Annotated in this window: 16 protein-coding genes; 7 read left to right on the top strand and 9 right to left on the bottom strand. The window is 69.5% G+C overall.

Features of this window, described 5'->3' with window-relative positions; all coding sequences use genetic code 11:
• Positions 1-83 precede the first annotated feature (83 nt).
• The 4 genes from ACQZ13_RS24550 to ACQZ13_RS24535 all read left to right on the top strand — a co-directional run bounded on the left by ACQZ13_RS24550 (position 84) and on the right by ACQZ13_RS24535 (position 2,758).
• Entirely contained in the window at positions 84-1,199 is a 1,116-nt protein-coding gene (locus tag ACQZ13_RS24550) for a serine hydrolase domain-containing protein (protein ID WP_431048486.1), read from the top strand.
• 59 nt (positions 1,200-1,258) lie between these two features.
• A complete protein-coding gene (locus ACQZ13_RS24545; RefSeq protein ID WP_431048485.1) occupies positions 1,259-1,756 on the top strand; it encodes a GNAT family N-acetyltransferase in 498 nt (165 codons plus the stop codon).
• On the top strand, positions 1,753-2,271 hold the full coding sequence (locus ACQZ13_RS24540; RefSeq protein ID WP_431048484.1) for a GNAT family N-acetyltransferase: 519 nt from the start codon (positions 1,753-1,755) through the stop codon (positions 2,269-2,271). The genes ACQZ13_RS24545 and ACQZ13_RS24540 overlap by 4 nt, the downstream gene beginning before the upstream one ends.
• A gap of 73 nt (positions 2,272-2,344) precedes the next feature.
• Entirely contained in the window at positions 2,345-2,758 is a 414-nt protein-coding gene (locus ACQZ13_RS24535; protein WP_431048483.1) for a hypothetical protein, read from the top strand.
• 24 nt (positions 2,759-2,782) lie between these two features.
• Here ACQZ13_RS24535 and ACQZ13_RS24530 read toward each other — a convergent pair whose 3' ends face one another.
• The 8 genes from ACQZ13_RS24530 to hemP form a co-directional block, all read right to left on the bottom strand.
• On the bottom strand, positions 2,783-4,276 hold the full coding sequence (locus ACQZ13_RS24530) for a DUF2325 domain-containing protein (RefSeq protein ID WP_431048482.1): 1,494 nt from the start codon (positions 4,274-4,276) through the stop codon (positions 2,783-2,785).
• 12 nt (positions 4,277-4,288) lie between these two features.
• Positions 4,289-5,023, bottom strand: coding sequence for an energy transducer TonB (locus ACQZ13_RS24525; RefSeq protein ID WP_431048481.1), 735 nt, complete (start codon positions 5,021-5,023; stop codon positions 4,289-4,291).
• The gene (locus tag ACQZ13_RS24520; protein WP_431048480.1) at positions 5,020-5,817 is read right to left on the bottom strand and encodes an ATP-binding cassette domain-containing protein; all 798 of its coding nucleotides are present in this window, start codon (positions 5,815-5,817) and stop codon (positions 5,020-5,022) included. The genes ACQZ13_RS24525 and ACQZ13_RS24520 overlap by 4 nt, the downstream gene beginning before the upstream one ends.
• Positions 5,817-6,890 (bottom strand): FecCD family ABC transporter permease, encoded by a 1,074-nt coding sequence (locus ACQZ13_RS24515; protein WP_431048479.1) that lies wholly within the window; start codon positions 6,888-6,890, stop codon positions 5,817-5,819. Before ACQZ13_RS24515 ends, ACQZ13_RS24520 begins: the two co-directional genes overlap by 1 nt.
• A gap of 58 nt (positions 6,891-6,948) precedes the next feature.
• On the bottom strand, positions 6,949-7,830 hold the full coding sequence (locus tag ACQZ13_RS24510) for a heme/hemin ABC transporter substrate-binding protein (RefSeq protein ID WP_431048478.1): 882 nt from the start codon (positions 7,828-7,830) through the stop codon (positions 6,949-6,951).
• The gene (locus ACQZ13_RS24505; protein WP_431048477.1) at positions 7,824-8,921 is read right to left on the bottom strand and encodes a hemin-degrading factor; all 1,098 of its coding nucleotides are present in this window, start codon (positions 8,919-8,921) and stop codon (positions 7,824-7,826) included. Before ACQZ13_RS24505 ends, ACQZ13_RS24510 begins: the two co-directional genes overlap by 7 nt.
• A 16-nt stretch (positions 8,922-8,937) precedes the next feature.
• Positions 8,938-11,178, bottom strand: a complete 2,241-nt coding sequence (locus ACQZ13_RS24500; RefSeq protein ID WP_431048476.1) for a TonB-dependent hemoglobin/transferrin/lactoferrin family receptor — start codon at positions 11,176-11,178, stop codon at positions 8,938-8,940.
• Between the two features lie 190 nt (positions 11,179-11,368).
• On the bottom strand, positions 11,369-11,839 hold the full coding sequence (hemP, locus tag ACQZ13_RS24495; protein ID WP_431048475.1) for a hemin uptake protein HemP: 471 nt from the start codon (positions 11,837-11,839) through the stop codon (positions 11,369-11,371).
• On the opposite strand from hemP, the gene bfr reads away from it, so the two are divergent.
• Positions 11,838-12,314 carry a bacterioferritin gene (gene bfr, locus ACQZ13_RS24490; RefSeq protein ID WP_067277196.1) on the top strand — a complete coding sequence of 159 codons (477 nt, stop codon included), beginning with the start codon at positions 11,838-11,840 and terminating at the stop codon, positions 12,312-12,314. The two genes, hemP and bfr, sit on opposite strands and share 2 nt — an antisense overlap.
• Before the next feature lie 263 nt (positions 12,315-12,577).
• Positions 12,578-12,814: a (2Fe-2S)-binding protein gene (locus ACQZ13_RS24485; protein WP_431048474.1), complete on the top strand. Its 237-nt coding sequence runs from the start codon at positions 12,578-12,580 to the stop codon at positions 12,812-12,814.
• Between the two features lie 140 nt (positions 12,815-12,954).
• Here the strand turns inward: ACQZ13_RS24485 and ACQZ13_RS24480 are convergent, their stop codons facing one another.
• Positions 12,955-13,227 (bottom strand): hypothetical protein, encoded by a 273-nt coding sequence (locus tag ACQZ13_RS24480; protein ID WP_431048473.1) that lies wholly within the window; start codon positions 13,225-13,227, stop codon positions 12,955-12,957.
• 186 nt (positions 13,228-13,413) lie between these two features.
• On the opposite strand from ACQZ13_RS24480, the gene ACQZ13_RS24475 reads away from it, so the two are divergent.
• Positions 13,414-15,045, top strand: coding sequence for a gamma-glutamyltransferase family protein (locus ACQZ13_RS24475; RefSeq protein ID WP_431048472.1), 1,632 nt, complete (start codon positions 13,414-13,416; stop codon positions 15,043-15,045).
• Positions 15,046-15,075: the final 30 nt, after the last annotated feature.

Here is a 15,075-nt window from a genome sequence, read left to right as displayed (position 1 = left end):
CCGCTTCTGCCGTGGACGCGGCAACGGGCGCAAAGGCCACCCCTGGCGGATCGCGCGGCGCGCCCGGATGCGGCAGCGCGTCCGTGACGATCTCGCCGAAACGCATCGAGCAGATGCTCCGCGGCGTGGTCGCCGACGGTCGCGCCGTGGGGGTGTCGGCGGTGGTGTGGCAAGGCGGGACGGAGCGCTACTTCGGCGCCTTCGGCCTGGCGGACCGCGAAGCACGGCGGCCGATGGCCCGCGACACGCTGGCGCGGATCTGGTCGATGACCAAGCCGGTGGCGTCGGTGGCGCTCATGCGGCTGTGGGATGCGGGTCGATTCCGGCTGGACGACCCGATCGCGCTCTACCTGCCGGAGTTCAAGAGCATGCGCGTCCATGCGGACGACGGTCGCGGCGAGCGGCCGGCCCAGCGACCCATCCTCGTGCGCGATGTGCTGCGGCACACGTCGGGCCTCACCTACGCGATGGAAGAAGGCCCGGCCGATCGCGCGTTCCGCGCGGCGAATCCGCTGGAGACATCGCCCGATCTGGCCGCGTTCAGCCGCGCAGTCGCGGCGCTGCCGCTGCGTCACGAGCCGGGCACGGCCTGGCAGTACGGCACCTCGACGGACATCGTGGCGCGCCTGGTGGAAGTGCTGGCCGACGAGCCTTTCGATGCGCACGTGCGTCGACACATCCTGCGGCCGCTGGGCATGAAGGAGACGGACTGGACGCAGCCCGACGCGGTCAAGGACCGGCGGGCGGCGACCTACCGCTTCGGCGCCGAGGGCCCGGCCCAGCGCGAGCCCGAAGTGCCTTTCCTCTTCGCCAGCGGCGGCGCGGGCCTGATCGGCCCCATCGACGACTACCTGCGCTTCGCCCGCATGCTGCTGGGCGAAGGCCAGATCGACGGCGTGCGCGTGCTGCGGCCAGCGACGGTGAAGCTGATGCTCGTCGATCACCTGGATCCGGCGATCGCGCCGCGGCACTTCCTGAAGAGCCCGGGCATCGGCTTCGGGCTTGGCGGCTCGGTGCGCATCGCGCCGACCACGCCCGACGAGCCGGCCGGCAGGGTGGGCGAGTTCTCGTGGGGCGGCGCGGCTTCCACGCTGTTCTGGGTCGATCCGGCCAACCAGCTCGCGGTGGTGTTCTTCGCCCAGAAATTCCCGTTCGACGAGGCGCTGCACAAGGACGTGCGGCGAGCGGTGTACGGCTGAGAGGTTTGGCGAGGCAAAGCGGGTACGCTGCCGACCGTCTCGTCACCGTGAGTCCTGTCATGTCCGTTCCCGAGACCACACTGGTCCCGCCTGCGTCCGAGCAGGTGTCTTTGATCCGGAGCTTCCTTGAGCAATTGGCGAGGGACGAGGCCGTCCCGCGGGCCGGCGCGACTGACGACTTCCTGCAGCGCACGCTCTTCGGCGAGTCTCCCGCCGCGACCGCGCGCTTGATCTGCCACCAGCGTCCCGGCGAAGCGGCGCCGCTGGCCTGCGGCCTCGCCGTCTACTCGTGGAAGTGGGGTGCATTCAGCGGCGTACTGGACATGTACCTGCACGTGCTTTTCGTCGAGCCGGCGTTCCGAGGCCGAGGCATCGCGCAGGCCGCTGTCGCCGACTTGATGGCGATCGCACAGGCGCACGGTGCGACGCGCCTGGAGCTGTTGACGACCGCGGGTAACGACAGGGCGGCGGCGTTCTACGACAAGCTCGGCATCGGGGTCGCCTCGCACATGGTCGTCAGGCGCAAGTCGTGCCCGTCATTGGAGACCGCGACATGACCGTGCTGCGCACCGATCGCCTCCTGTTGCGCGAACTGACGCCGGCAGACGACGCCTTCATCCTGCGGTTGATGAATGACGAGGCCTGGCTCGCCAACATCGGAGATCGCGGCATCCGCACCCTGGAGGATGCGCGCGGGTATCTGGACGAAGGTCCCTGGACCCAGTATCGCGCGCTGGGTTTCGGCTTCTACGCGGTGGAAATGGACGAGGCGCGGATCCCCGTGGGTGTCTGCGGTCTGGCCAGGCGCGCACATCTCGATGCGCCGGACATCGGATTCGCGTTCCTCCCCGAGCACCGGGGAGGCGGATATGCCGGTGAGGCAGCAGCGGCTGTCCTGGGGTTCGCGGCAAGCCTCGGGCTGCCACGTGTCGTCGCCACGGTCCGGCCGGCCAATGCCGCCTCGCGACGGGTGCTCGCTCGACTCGGCATGAGCGAGGAATCCAGCTTCATTTCGCCCAGCAGCGGTGAGCCGGTGTTGTTGTATGGGATCAGGCTGGAGGTGGGGCGATGAAAGAGATGCTGGTGCTGGTGATCGAGGTGGATCGCCCGCTGAGCATCGGCCATGACGGCGCCGGCGCGGCGAGATGACGCCCCTCCGCATGTCGAGTACTGCCTTTCCCTTCGTTCCGAAATCCACCCGCTGGCTGGAGCGAGGACAGTTCTGGGCGCTGCCGTTGGCAGACGGTCGATTCGGCGCGGGTTGCGTGGTCGGCTCTCACCTCACGATGAGAGGTGAGCGCAGCACGCGGCTCTTCGTTGCCGGCGTGATCGATTGGATCGGTGAGCAACCGCCCGTCGCATCGGATCTGACGGGACGAAGCATCGTGACGTTCGCCTTCGCCCACATCAAGGCGATCACAACGTGCGGCGCCGTGCTCGGGCAGGTCGAGCAATTGAATTACGGCGGCGCGCCAGCCGAAGCAGAGGCACTCAGCCTTCCGACGTGGGGCTATGCCATGCCGGGGATCCTGGCGGCTCGATCGGTCACCATGGAGTGACTGCGCGCGGTCAGGACGGCGGGATCAACTTTCTCGTGCGACTGGCGATGCCGCGGACTCCTCGCCGTCGGAGCCGCTGAGCGATCCCAGCGCCCGCCTCATGCCGCTCGCGCTCGGCGACTCGATGTAGACGCACTTCTTGTTGTGGCGCTTGCAGTGGTCCTTCACGCGCCAGTAGGCGTCGTGGCTGATGCAGCCGGTCTGACAGATCACGAGATCCGCGGCGGCCAGGCTGGCGTCGAGCTTGGAAACCGCGTCTTCCTCACCGCCGTCGTGGTGAAGGAATCGACCGCCGGTGCGCTCGATCAGCTGGCGATAGATCGGCACCACCGCCGGCCGACCGCCGACGCACAGCACCGAGCGCTCGTCGAGCGACGGCAGTGACTCCGAGTTCGGCTGCGATTCGGATTGCTGCGCCGAATGCGTCTGCTGCTGCTCCAGCTGACGCTCCGACTGCGCCAGCGCCTGCTGCAGTTCGTCCGCCCGGCGCTGCTCGCGCTCGGCCTGTTGGCGCGAGGTCAGCAGCGCGCGTTCCAGCTGATGGATGCGGTCCTGCTGCGTCTGCAGGTGCTTCGCCTGTTCGTGGCGATGGCGCAGGCCGGGAATGCTTTCCTCCAGCTGCTGCAGCTCCTCGCGCAGTCCCGCGGCCAGCGTGTCGCGCGCCAGCAGCTCACCGCGCAGGCGCAGGCATTCGGCCTGCGACAGCTCCAGCTCGCGCGCGCGCTCCGCGAGCAGGCGCGTGCTGCGCGACTGCGCCTGCGCCAGCTCGCGCGTCAGGATCGCGTGCTCGTCCTGCAACTCGTCGAGGCGCTGCAGGTCCGCGCGGTTCGCCGCGCCGACCTGGTGCTGCAGCATGTGGATGTCGCGCAGGACCTGCTCCTGCAGCGCCGCGTCGCACCGCGCATGCGTCAGCGCGCCCCACAGCGCGCCGCCGACGTCGTTGCCCTGTTGCGCGGCGTTCCACCAGCGCGTCAGCGACTCCGCCGTCTTGTGCTGCGACGACTGCCGCAGCGCGATCGAGAAGCGCTGATCCAGTTCCTTCTGCAGCATCTCGGAGATCGGCCCGCGACGCGCGCATTCGTTGATCGCGCCGCAGTGCATCTCGTAGTCGTTGGCCAGCGCCTCGCCGCCGAGCATCTTGCCCAGCTTGCGACGCAGCACCGGCATCGGCAGGCACACGCCGATCACCGGGCACAGGGCCTGCGCGGGCAGTTCCCACAGGCGGCGACGGCGCGAACCGCGCGGCACGGGCGTGTCGTCGGAGGAGGACGAGGCGTGCGACGAGGACGAGGCGGGCGATGAAGAGGCGAGTGCGTCGCCGCGTGCCAGGGCTTGCGCCAGCGGCAGACCTGCCACCGCGGCGGGCACGGTGTCGCCCTCCTGCATGAACACGCCGCCGCCCGTCACCGCGTTCGCGGCGGAGGCCAGCAACGGGGAATCGCCCGGCAGGCCGGAAGTGCCCGCGTCGGCGCGCGCCAGCAGGCTCAGGAGCGAAGGGGAGGTGGGCTTGTCGCACATGGAGTGGACTCCTTACTGCAAGGGGGACGCCTGGAGCGCGAAGCGCACCGGGTACTCGACCCAGCTGACCAGTCGCTGGTCGCCGCGTCGGGCAGGGACGAAGGGACAGGCTTCGGCGACGCGGCGCGCCGCCTCGTCCAGCAGCCGCCAGCCGCTGCCGCCGGCCACGACGACCTCGGCGGCGTGACCGTCGGCATCGACCTTGACGCGCAGCACGACCCGACCCTCGATGCCGCGATCGCGCAGCATTCCCGGGTAGTGACGCTCGATCTGTCGGGCGCTGCAGGCGCGATGGTCGGCAGGCATCTGGACCGGGACATCGGTGGTCGCCGGCGCTGGCGTGGTCGTGGGGGCGGACGGCGACGCCGTCGCCGTGGTCGAGACGGCGGCGACCGCGACTGCGACCGGACGGGCCGAGGCCGATTCCTGATCCGCTTGCGCCGCTGCAGGAGGATCGAATCGCAGCGGCGTCGCCGCGACGGCGATCGGCGGCGTGATCTCGATCTGCACGGGCGGCGGCGGGATGTCCGGCGTCGGAGGAACGCTCAACGCTGAGCGGGGCAATTGGATGGAGATCGACGACGGAGGCGTCGCTTCCGACGTGGGCTTCGAAGGCACCAGGCGCGCGCTGATCGTCAACGGCACGGGCGCGGGCGGGCGCTGGGGCGAGAAGGCGCTCGCCAGCGCCAGCAGCATCGCCACGTGGATCGCGCCCGTCACGGCCCAGCCGGTCCAACGAGGACTCATGCGCGCGCTCCCACCGTTCCCACCGCGCCGGCCAGCATCGGCAGGATCGCGAGACCGTGTTCATCGCGCAGCAGCCGCAGGCGCGTGTCGTAGAGCTGTTCCAGCAACGGCAAGGTCGCCGGCAGCGCGTCGCAGTCGGCCAGCAGCCGGCCCGATTTCATGAGCCAGAGCCGGTCGAAATGATTCACCGCGAGGTTGAGGTCGTGCAGCACCGCCACCAGCGCGTGGCCGCGCTGTGTCGCGAAGTCCGACATCGCGGCCATCAGCGAGACGCTCAGTCCCGGATCGAGCGCCGCCACCGGCTCGTCGACGAGCAGCAGCCCGTCGCGCGCATCCCAGGCCTGCGCGAACACGCGCGCCAGCTGGACGCGCGCCTGTTCGCCGCCGGACAGCGTATCGAAGCGGCGACCGTGCAGATGCTCGGCCTGTGCTTGCGTCAAGGCCTCGCGCACGATCGCGTCCTGGCGCCCGTCGCCTTGCCGCGCGACGCGGCCGAGGGCGACGACCAGCTCCACAGGCAGTCCGAACGCGACACCGTGCTGTTGCGGCAACACCGCGCGGCGTTGCGCCAACGCCGCCGACGACCAGGCGCCCAGCGGCTGTCCATCGAAATGAAGCGCACCCGCCGCCGGACGCAGCTCGCGCGCGATGAGGCGCAGCAGCGTCGACTTGCCGGCGCCGCTCGGGCCGAGGATCGCGACGTGTTCGCCCGGATCGACGCGCAGCGTCAGCGGGCCGATGGCCGTGCCGCCCAGCGTCACGCGCACGTCCTGCAAAGTCAGGAGCGATCCCATCACGCGCTCCCCATGCGGCGCACCGCGCCGCGCAGCAGGAACAGGAACCACGGCGCGCCGATCAGCGCGCTGAACACGCCGACGGGGATCTCTGCCGGCACTGCCAGCGTCCGCGCGAAGGTGTCCGCCACGACCAGCAGCAGGGCGCCCGCGAGCGTCGCGTTGGGCAGCACCTGGCGCTGGTCCGCGCCGACGAGTTGCCGCGCCAGGTGAGGTGCCATCAGGCCGATGAAGCCGATGCTCCCGCACCAGGCCACCGCCAGCGCCGACAGCAGCGCCACCATGGTGATGCACTGCCAGCGCAGACGTTCGACGTCGATGCCGACGTGGGCCGCTGCCGCTTCTCCGAGCGCGAGGGCATTCAGACGCGGGGCGACGCGCAGCGCCAGCGTGCCCAGCACGAGCAGCGCGCCGCTCATCACCGCGGCCATGATCCAGTTGGCGCCGGCCAGCGATCCGAGCGTCCAGAAATTGATCGCGCGCAGCTGATCGTCGTTGGCGATGAAGCTGCACAGGCCGACGACCGCGAAGGTCATCGCCTGCAGCGCGAGGCCGCACAGCAGCAACGCGGCGATCGAGCCCGGCGCGAGCCAGCGCGAGAGGCGGTCCAGCGAGAAGCACACCGCCAGCGCGCCGACGAAGCCGACCAGCGGCAGCAGCCACAGGCGGACGTCCGCGGGTAGCGCCGTGTGCAGGCCGGCGAAGACGGTGAGGGTGAGCGCCACCGCCGCGGCTGCGCCGCTGGTGACGCCGAGCAGGCTGGGCTCGGCCATCGGATTGCGGAACAGCGCCTGGCTGAGCGCGCCGGCCAGGCCGAGCGCCGCGCCCACCGCGAGCGTCAGCCCGAGGCGCGGCAGCCGCAGCTGCCACAGCACGTGGGCGCCGCCGGTCTTGGGCGCGTCGCTCCACGGTCCGTTGAACCAGTCGGCGGCCGCGATGGTCACAGCGCCGAACTGCACCGCCACGATCACCGTCAGCACCAGCGCCGCCGCCAGCAGCATCGGGCGCGACCACGCGCGCCGTGCCGGCACCGCGGCGAGCGGCGAGGGCAGGGCGGATCCGACCGGGTTCATTGCCTTGTCCGTCGTGCCGAGCGTCGTGCCGAACGTCGTGCTGGACGCCGCTCGCTGCTCACGCCGTCTTGCCCGCAACCGCCGGCGCATGCAGGGCTTGCGCCAGCGTGGTCAATGCCTTCGGCGTGCGCGGCCCGAAGCCGAGCAGCTCCATCGTTTCCATCACGACCACGCGCTTGTTCTGGCCGGCGGGCGTCTGCGCCAGGCCTGGCAGCTTCAGCAGACCGTCGATGCCGCCGCTGGCTTCGAGGCCCTGCGTCGTCGCGAGGATCACGTCCGGCGCCGCGGCGATCGCGGCTTCGGGCGAGAGCATCTTGTAGCCCTGCGCATCGCCGAGCGCATTGGTCGCGGCGGCGTAGCCGATCATCGCGTCCGCTGCCGTGGCGGAACCGGCGATGCGCGCCTGGTTCGCCGCGTTCGACAGCACGAAGAGCACGCGCGGCGCGCGATGGCCGGCGGCGAGCTTCGTCACCTGGACGCGGCTCGCGGTCCATTCAGCCTGCAGCTTCTGCGACAGGGCCGTCGCCTGCTGCTGGCGACCGAGCAGATCGCCCAGCGCCTTCGTCCGTTCGAGCACGCCTTCGAAGCGATGCTCCGCGCGCAACACGTGCAGCGGCACCTTGGCGGCTTCGAGCTGGCGCAGCACCGCCGGCGGGCCAGCTTCCTCGGTGGCGACGACCATCGTCGGCGCCAGCGACAGCAGTCCTTCGGCGGCCAGCGTGCGCGCGTAGCCGACGTTGGGCAGCTTGGTCGCGGCCGACGGATAGAGCGAGGTGCTGTCCACGCCAACAAGCTCGCCCTGCGCGCCCAGTTCGTAGATCAGCTCGGTCAGCGCGCCGCCGACGGCGATGACGCGCTGCGGCGCGGCCCACGCGCGGCCACCGATCGACAGCAGCGCCGCGGCAGGCGCCAGCGACAGGACGTGGCGGCGGCTCAGCACGGCACGGTCTCCGCCGGCGCGCCTTCGACCAGGCTCTCCAGCAGGTTGCGCCAGTCGCAGCGTTCCGCCTGCCCGGGCTTGCGTTCGCCGAACATCATCGCGATCGTGCGGCCCTGCGCGTCGAACAACTCCAGCGAGCACACCAGCCCGTCGACCGTGGGCTTGCGCACCAGCCAGGCGGAGGCGATGTGGTCTTCGCGCAGATGCAGGTTGAAGCCGGGATCCAGCACGTTGATCCACGGGCCCATCATCGCGACCTTGTTCACCGGACCGCTGTGGATCTGGATCATCCCGGGGTTGCCGACGAAGACCATGATCGACACGTTCTCCTGCGCGGCGCGGCTCAGCAGTTCCTGCGCGCTGGACAGCGCCACCGGCTGCGCGAAACGCGGCTCGGCCAGGCGCAGCGCCTGCGTGCGGGTCAAGCCGTGGCGCTTGAGCAGGCCGAAGAAATCGTGCGTGTCGCGCAGCGAGGCCCACTCGCCGCGGAAGGCCGCGACGTCGATGCGCGCGTCCGGCACTTCCGCCGGGTCCTGCCACGCATCGCCGGGCTCGAAGCCGGGCTTCTGATCGTCGGCCAGGAAGCGTTCCACCAGCGCCTCGTACGCGGCGAGGTCGCTCTCCGGCTTCACGAAGACCTTGTGGATCGCCTGCCCGGCGGCGTCGAAAAACTGCAGGCTGCGTTGCAACGCGCCGTCCGACAGCCGCTCGGCGACGGCGAAACCGTGACGCCAGTGGCTGTAGAAGACGCGCAGGTCGATCGCGCCGCCCAGCACCAGGCCCATCTGACGCTGCGGCCCCATCGCGCTGACGGCGCTGTAGACGCCGACCTTTTCATGCACGCAGGACTCGTTGCGGGTCAGCGCCATGACCGGGCCCAGCGGCTCCAGCGCGGCGATCAGGTCCTGCCACTCCGCGCGCAGGCGGCGCGCGCGCAGCGGGGACTCCTCGTCGGCGAACGGGCCGGCGTGCGCGGCCAGCAGTTCGCCTTCGGAGATGCGCAGGTCGCTGGCGATGTCTCGGTGGCGGGCCTTGCGCTCCTGGCGCGCCGTGGCGAAGGCCTGTCGCAGAGCGGTGAAGCTGGCATGCATGGGGAACAACTCCTGGTCAGAAATCGGCGCGCAAGGTCACCTGGAGGGCGCGGCCGGGGGCGGTGTAGCTGTCGATCGTGGCCAGCGCCGCGGGCGTGGCCGAGCTGATGCCGGTCACGTCGTTCCAGCGCCAGTACTTCTTGTCGAAGAGGTTGGTGACGTAAGCCGAGATCGAGAAGGTCTTGTCGAAGCGGTAGCCGCCGCCGACGTCGACGACGTCGTACTTCTTCGGCGTGAACTGGCCGGCGGTGCTGACGTCCGACGGCTTCTTGCCGGAGCTGTGCAGCCAGGTGGCTTCGACGCCCCAGGGGCCGGACTCGTAGTGCGCGCCGATCTTGCCGCGCAGCGGCTGCACGCTGTCCAGCGGCGTCTCGACGCCGTTCTCGATGCTGTGGCCGCGCGACTTCGCCACCGACGCGTTGACGTTGAAGCTCGAGGAGATGTCCCAGACGACACGCGCTTCCACGCCCTTGATGCGGGCCTGGCTCAGGTTGACGTACTGGAAGATCGCCGGATCGTTGGGCGTGAAGGAGCCGCGCACCATCTCCTGCGAGATGAAGTCGCGGTAACGGTTGTCGTAGGCGCTCAGCTGCCAGCGCAGCGTCTCCATCAGCTTGCCGCGCAGGCCCAGTTCCCAGCTGTTCGCGTGCTCCGCCTTCAGGTCGGGATTGCCGATGCTCTGGTAGCCCTGGATCGGATTGGTGAAGCCGTTGTTGACCTGGTCCGGCGTCGGCGCGCGGAAGCCCTGCGCCCAGTTGACGTAGGGCTGGACGAAAGGCGTGGCGCGCCAGATCAGGCCGATCCGCGGCGTCACCGCCTGATCCGACAGCGAGACGATCTGGCCGGTGTAGCCGTTCTGCTTGGGCGACAGCTTGTAGTGCTCGAAGCGCAGCGCGGGGATGAGCGTGAAGTCGCCCGCCTCGATCTCATCCTGCACGAAGGCGCCGGCCAAGGTGTACTTCGTGTCGGGGAAGGCCTTGCTCGGGAAGGTCTCGCCGGCCGGCGGCACGGTGCCGTCGCGCACGCCGTCGATCGTGTTGCGGCTCAGATCGACGCCGTAGCTCAGGCGCTGGTTGGCCAGCTGCGTCTGCGCCTGCGAGCTCAGGCCGATCACGCGTTCCTTGTAGGTGCCCAGCCGCGTGCGGTCGGGCGAGGTGTTGCGGTCCTCGGCGGCGAACTGGCGCGTCTCGCTGTCCTGCACGTAGACGTGCGTGGTCGCCTGCTGCAGCCACGTGGCGTTGAGGTCCTCGTAGCGGTGCTCCAGCGACACCCGCGTGCGCTCCAGCTTGTCGTGCGCGACCAGCCCCAGCACTGCCGTCCCCGGCAGCGTGCCGGTCGCCGGCGGCGCGGTCACGGCCGTCAGCACGTTGGTGTCGACCTTGCGCTCGCGGTACTCGAGCGTGCCCATCAGCCGGTGGTTCCCGTTCACGCGGTAGCCGAGCTTGGCCATCACGCTGCTGGACTCGACGTCGGTCGGATTGGGCTTGGTGCGCGTGGCGTTGGGCGCGTCGTTGTCGCCCTCGTTCTTCGTCTCGTGGCCGCGCTGGACGGTGGCCTGCACCAGGCTGCTCCAGTCGCCCGCGCCGAAGGCGACGGCGGCGCTGGCGCGTGTGGAGTCGTCGGCCGTCAGGCCGCTCAACTTGGCGAAACCGGCGAAGGTCTTGCCGTTCACCAGCAGGTCCTCCGGCGACAGCGTGCGCAGGCTCAGCGCGCCGGCCAGGCCGTCGCTGCCGTAGGAGGTGGAGGTCGGGCCGCGCAGCACTTCGGCGCTGACCAGGCTGTTGAGATCGACGAAGTCGGCCCGGCCGCTGGCGAACGCGCCGAACGCGAAGCTCTGCGGCAGGCGGATGCCGTCCACCATCATCAGCACGCGGTTGCCTTCCAGGCCGCGGATGTTGATGCCCTCGTTGCCCGAGCGGCCCGTGGACGCGCCGGCCGCCGTGAAGCGCGGCGTCATCGCCTTGACCGAGAGATCGACCTCGTCGGACAGCAGGTCCTTCAGGTCGCGCGCGTCACGGCGGTCGAGCTGCTTGCGGTTCTTGACGGTGACCGTGTTGGGCACCGCGTCGACCGAGCGTTCGGTGCGGGTCGCGGAGACGGTCAGTTCGCCGAGTGGCTGGGGGTTCTCGGCGGTCGCGGTCTTCGCGGCGGTCGAGGTGGTCGTGGAAGCCGGCTGGGTCTGGGCGAAGGCCGGCACGAAGGCCAGCGGGAAAGCCAACGACAGGGCGAGCGCGACGGGCGTCGGGCGCAGTTGCATGGTGACGAAATCCTTGTAGTTCTTGGATCTCGCACGGGCTGGCACGACGCGGGCTGGTGCGGGCGGGCGGTCCTCGCGGACGGCCGGCAGAGAGAGGGCGGAAAGGGGAAACGGAGACGGAGACAGGGACGGGGATCGCGAGCGGGCGGACCGGTCCTCGGCCGGCCGCGCCGCTCAGCGGATCACCCGATCACTTGGTCAGGATGAGCTTGCCCAGCGACGTCACACGCAGCCGGTAGAGCGAGCCGGCGTGTTCGATCTCGACCTCGCGGTCGTTGCCCATCAGCGCCTGGCTGCTGATGCGGCGGCGCTGGACCAGCGGAACCGCTTCGCGCGGCGAACCTGCGGCGACCCGTGCGCTGTCCAGCGCAACGGCTTGCAGGGCTTCAAGATGGGGGTGGTGGTGGGCGTTCATGCAAAGCATCTTAATGAGAACCATTCGCAATAGCAACCAAGAATCGCAGCGATTGATTTTTTCTTGATGGAACGTCGCTGGATCGCGGTCCGGATCGCGTCGCTTCCAGAGGCCCGTCGAATGGAAACGGGCTGCGAATACTTCGCATGCAGAGCGGGCGTGCCGGGTCTTGTCCCCATTCGGCGTAGGGATGAGGACAATGCGCCCCATCCCACCGAATTCCATCGAATCCCAGGAGAAGAACATGAAGGGCGACGCCAAGGTCATCGAGTATCTGAACGCGCAGCTGAAGAACGAGCTGACCGCGATCAACCAGTACTTCCTGCACTACAAGATGTACAAGAGCTGGGGCCTGGAGCGCCTGGCCAAGCACGAGTACGCCGAGTCCATCGAGGAGATGAAGCACGCCGACAAGCTGATGGATCGCATCCTGCTGCTGGAAGGCCTGCCGAACCTGCAGGACCTGGGCAAGCTCTACATCGGCGAGAACGCCGTCGAGGCGCAGCACTGCGACCTGAAGATCGAGATGGGCAGCCATCCGCTGCTGAAGGAAGCCATCGCCTACTGCGAGAGCGTGCGCGACTACATCTCCCGCGAAGTCCTCGAGGAGATCCTCGCCGACACGGAAGAGCACATCGACCACCTGGAAACCCAGATCGAGCTGATCGCGCAGATCGGCGAACAGAACTGGCTGCAAAGCCAGATGGGCGAAGCCAGCTGAACGCCAGCCCGCCCATCCCGGGGCCCCAGCCGCCGCCAGGAACCCCAAGCCCCGCTCTGCGGGGCTTTTTTTTGTCCGCCTGGCGGGAAGGCTGCGTCCGCTTGGCGGGAAGGTTGCGTCGTGATGACGAGGGGTCAGCTTCCGTGTCGTTGTTCACCGACAGTTGTCCGACGCGTCGCAGGGGCTCTGCAATCTAATTGAGAGGAATTCGCGTTTGCGCTAGTATCACGGCTATCCCAGGTTCATCCTGACTCGCCGCCGCCATGATCGTCTGCCTCTGTCATCGAGTTTCCGACCGCGACATCCGCCGCAACGTGGCCGACGGCGTCCACAACTTCGACGTGCTCCAGGACGAGACCCAGGTGGCCTCCGCCTGCGGCAGCTGCCACGACTGCGCGCGCGACGTCTTCAATGAAGCGCTGCGCCACTGCGCCGCCGCCCACGGCGTGACCTGCGCCACTTCCTCGCGCGTCATCCCGATCGCCCAACTCGCTGCCTGATCGGCCGGCTGATTCCTCCAGCCGCTCAGCGGCTTCCAGGCGAGCGCTGGACAAAGAAAAACCGCAGACCGGTCACCCGGTACTGCGGTTTCTTTTTTGGGGCGTGGGGGCGCCCGTGGCGCCTCCCACTTCCGCGCCGATTACTTGGCGGCGGAAGCGCCTTCGGCCGGCTTCTCAGCCTTGTCGGCCTTCTTGTGGCCGGCCTTGTGCGCGGCGGTCTTGTCGCCGGTCGCCTTGTGATGCTTGCCGCCCTTGTGCTCGGCCTTGGCGTCGGACGCCGGCGCGGCGGTCGCTGCGGGAGCGGCCTGCGTCGTCGGCGCCGCCGGGGTGGCGGTGCCTTGGGCCATCGCGGCGCCGGCAATCAGCAGGGCGGGGATCAGGGCCAGGGTCTTGATGGTCTTGAAGGCTTGCATCTGGTTTCTCCAGCGGGTTGAACAAGGTGAGCAGACAACGACGCGGCGACACCTTGTGTTGACAGCCCGACGCTGCTTTGCAATGGGTTACGCAATCCGCACGGGTCCTTCACGCGTCAGGTCTTGCGCGCTGTCGCCCGGGCAGGGCATCGGGCAAGATGCCGCGCACCCCTTCAGGAGACAGCGATGACCGCCCCCCACCACGCCTTCGACTGGACCACCGGTTACGCGAGCCGACGCAGCCCGGTCTTCGCGCGCAACGTCGTGTCGACCTCGCATCCGCAGGCCGCGCAGGCGGGCCTGCGCATCCTCGGGCAGGGCGGCAACGCGGTGGATGCCGCGATCGCGACCGCGGCCTGCATGACGCTGCTGGAGCCTTGCAGCAACGGCCTGGGGTCGGATGCCTTCGCGATCGTGTGGGACGGCAAGACGCTGCAGGGACTGAACGCTTCCGGCCTGTCTCCGCAAGCGTGGACGTCCGAGTACTTCGATCGCAAGTACGGCGCGGGTTCCTCGCTCCCGCTGCGCGGCTGGGACGCCGTGACCGTGCCGGGTGCGGTGGGCGGGTGGGTCGCCTTGAGCAAGCGCTACGGCAAACTGCCTTTCGCCGATCTGATGGCGCCCGCGATCGAGATCGCCGAGCGCGGCTACGCCGTGCCGGTGGTCGTGCAGGGCAAGTGGCGGCTGGCGTCGAAGGTCGAGGACCTCGTGTCGCAGCCGGGATTCGCCGAGGCCTTCCTGCCGAAGGGCCGCGCGCCGGAGGTGGGCGAGGTGTTCCGCTTCGCCGCGGCCGCGCGCACGCTGCGACTGATCGCCGAGACGAACGGCGACGCCTTCTACCGCGGCGAGATCGCCGAAGCCACCGCGGCCTTCGCGCGCGAGACCGGTGGCGCGATCACCGCCGCCGACTTCGCCGCTTATGCGCCGGAGTGGGTGGACACGATCTCGATGGACTACGCCGGCCACACGCTGCATGAGATCCCGCCGAACGGGCAGGGCATCGCGGCGCTGATCGCGCTGGGCATCCTCAAGCAGTTCGACATCGCGTCGCTGCCGGTGGACAGCGCCGAGTCGCATCACCTGCAGATCGAGGCGATGAAGCTCGCCTTCGCCGACACCTACCGCTACGTCAGCGACGCGCGCACCATGAAGGTCCAGGCCTCGGAGATGCTGGACCCGGCCTACCTGGCCGAGCGCGCGAAACTGATCGACCGCCGCAAGGCCCAGGACTTCCAGGCCGGCAATCCGGTCAAGGGCGGCACCATCTATCTCACCGCCGCCGACGAGAACGGCATGATGGTCAGCTTCATTCAGAGCAACTACCACGGCTTCGGTTCGGGCGTCGTCGTGCCGGGCTACGGCCTGTCGCTGCAGAACCGCGGTCACGGCTTCACGCGCGAGGCGGGACACGCCAACGTCGTCGCGCCGGGCAAGCGGCCGTTCCACACCATCATCCCGGCCTTCCTGATGAAGGACGGTCAGCCGCAGATGAGCTACGGCGTGATGGGCGCCAACATGCAGCCGCAGGGCCATCTGCAGACGCTGGTCCGCATGGTCGATCACCGGCAGCATCCGCAGGCCGCCTGCGACGCGCCGCGCTGGCGCTACAACGCGGGCCTGTCGATCAACGTGGAGTCGACGATGAATCCCGAGGCCGTCTCCGGCCTGCGCGCGCTGGGCCACCAGATCGCGGAGATCAACGACAGCTACCAGGACTTCGGCGCGGGCCAGTTCATCTGGCGCCTCGGCGATCCGGCGGTGGAGGGCTACGTCGCCGCGAGCGATCCCCGTCGCGACGGCGCGGCCGCCGGCTGGTGAGTCGAGGCACGCGCCCTGTCCGCGCCGCGT

Source organism: Roseateles sp. L2-2, assembly GCF_050613215.1.
GTDB classification, from domain to species: domain Bacteria; phylum Pseudomonadota; class Gammaproteobacteria; order Burkholderiales; family Burkholderiaceae_C; genus Roseateles; species Roseateles noduli.
The sequence above is the reverse complement of the archived record's forward strand: the minus strand, read 5'-3'. Positions and strand labels throughout refer to the sequence as shown.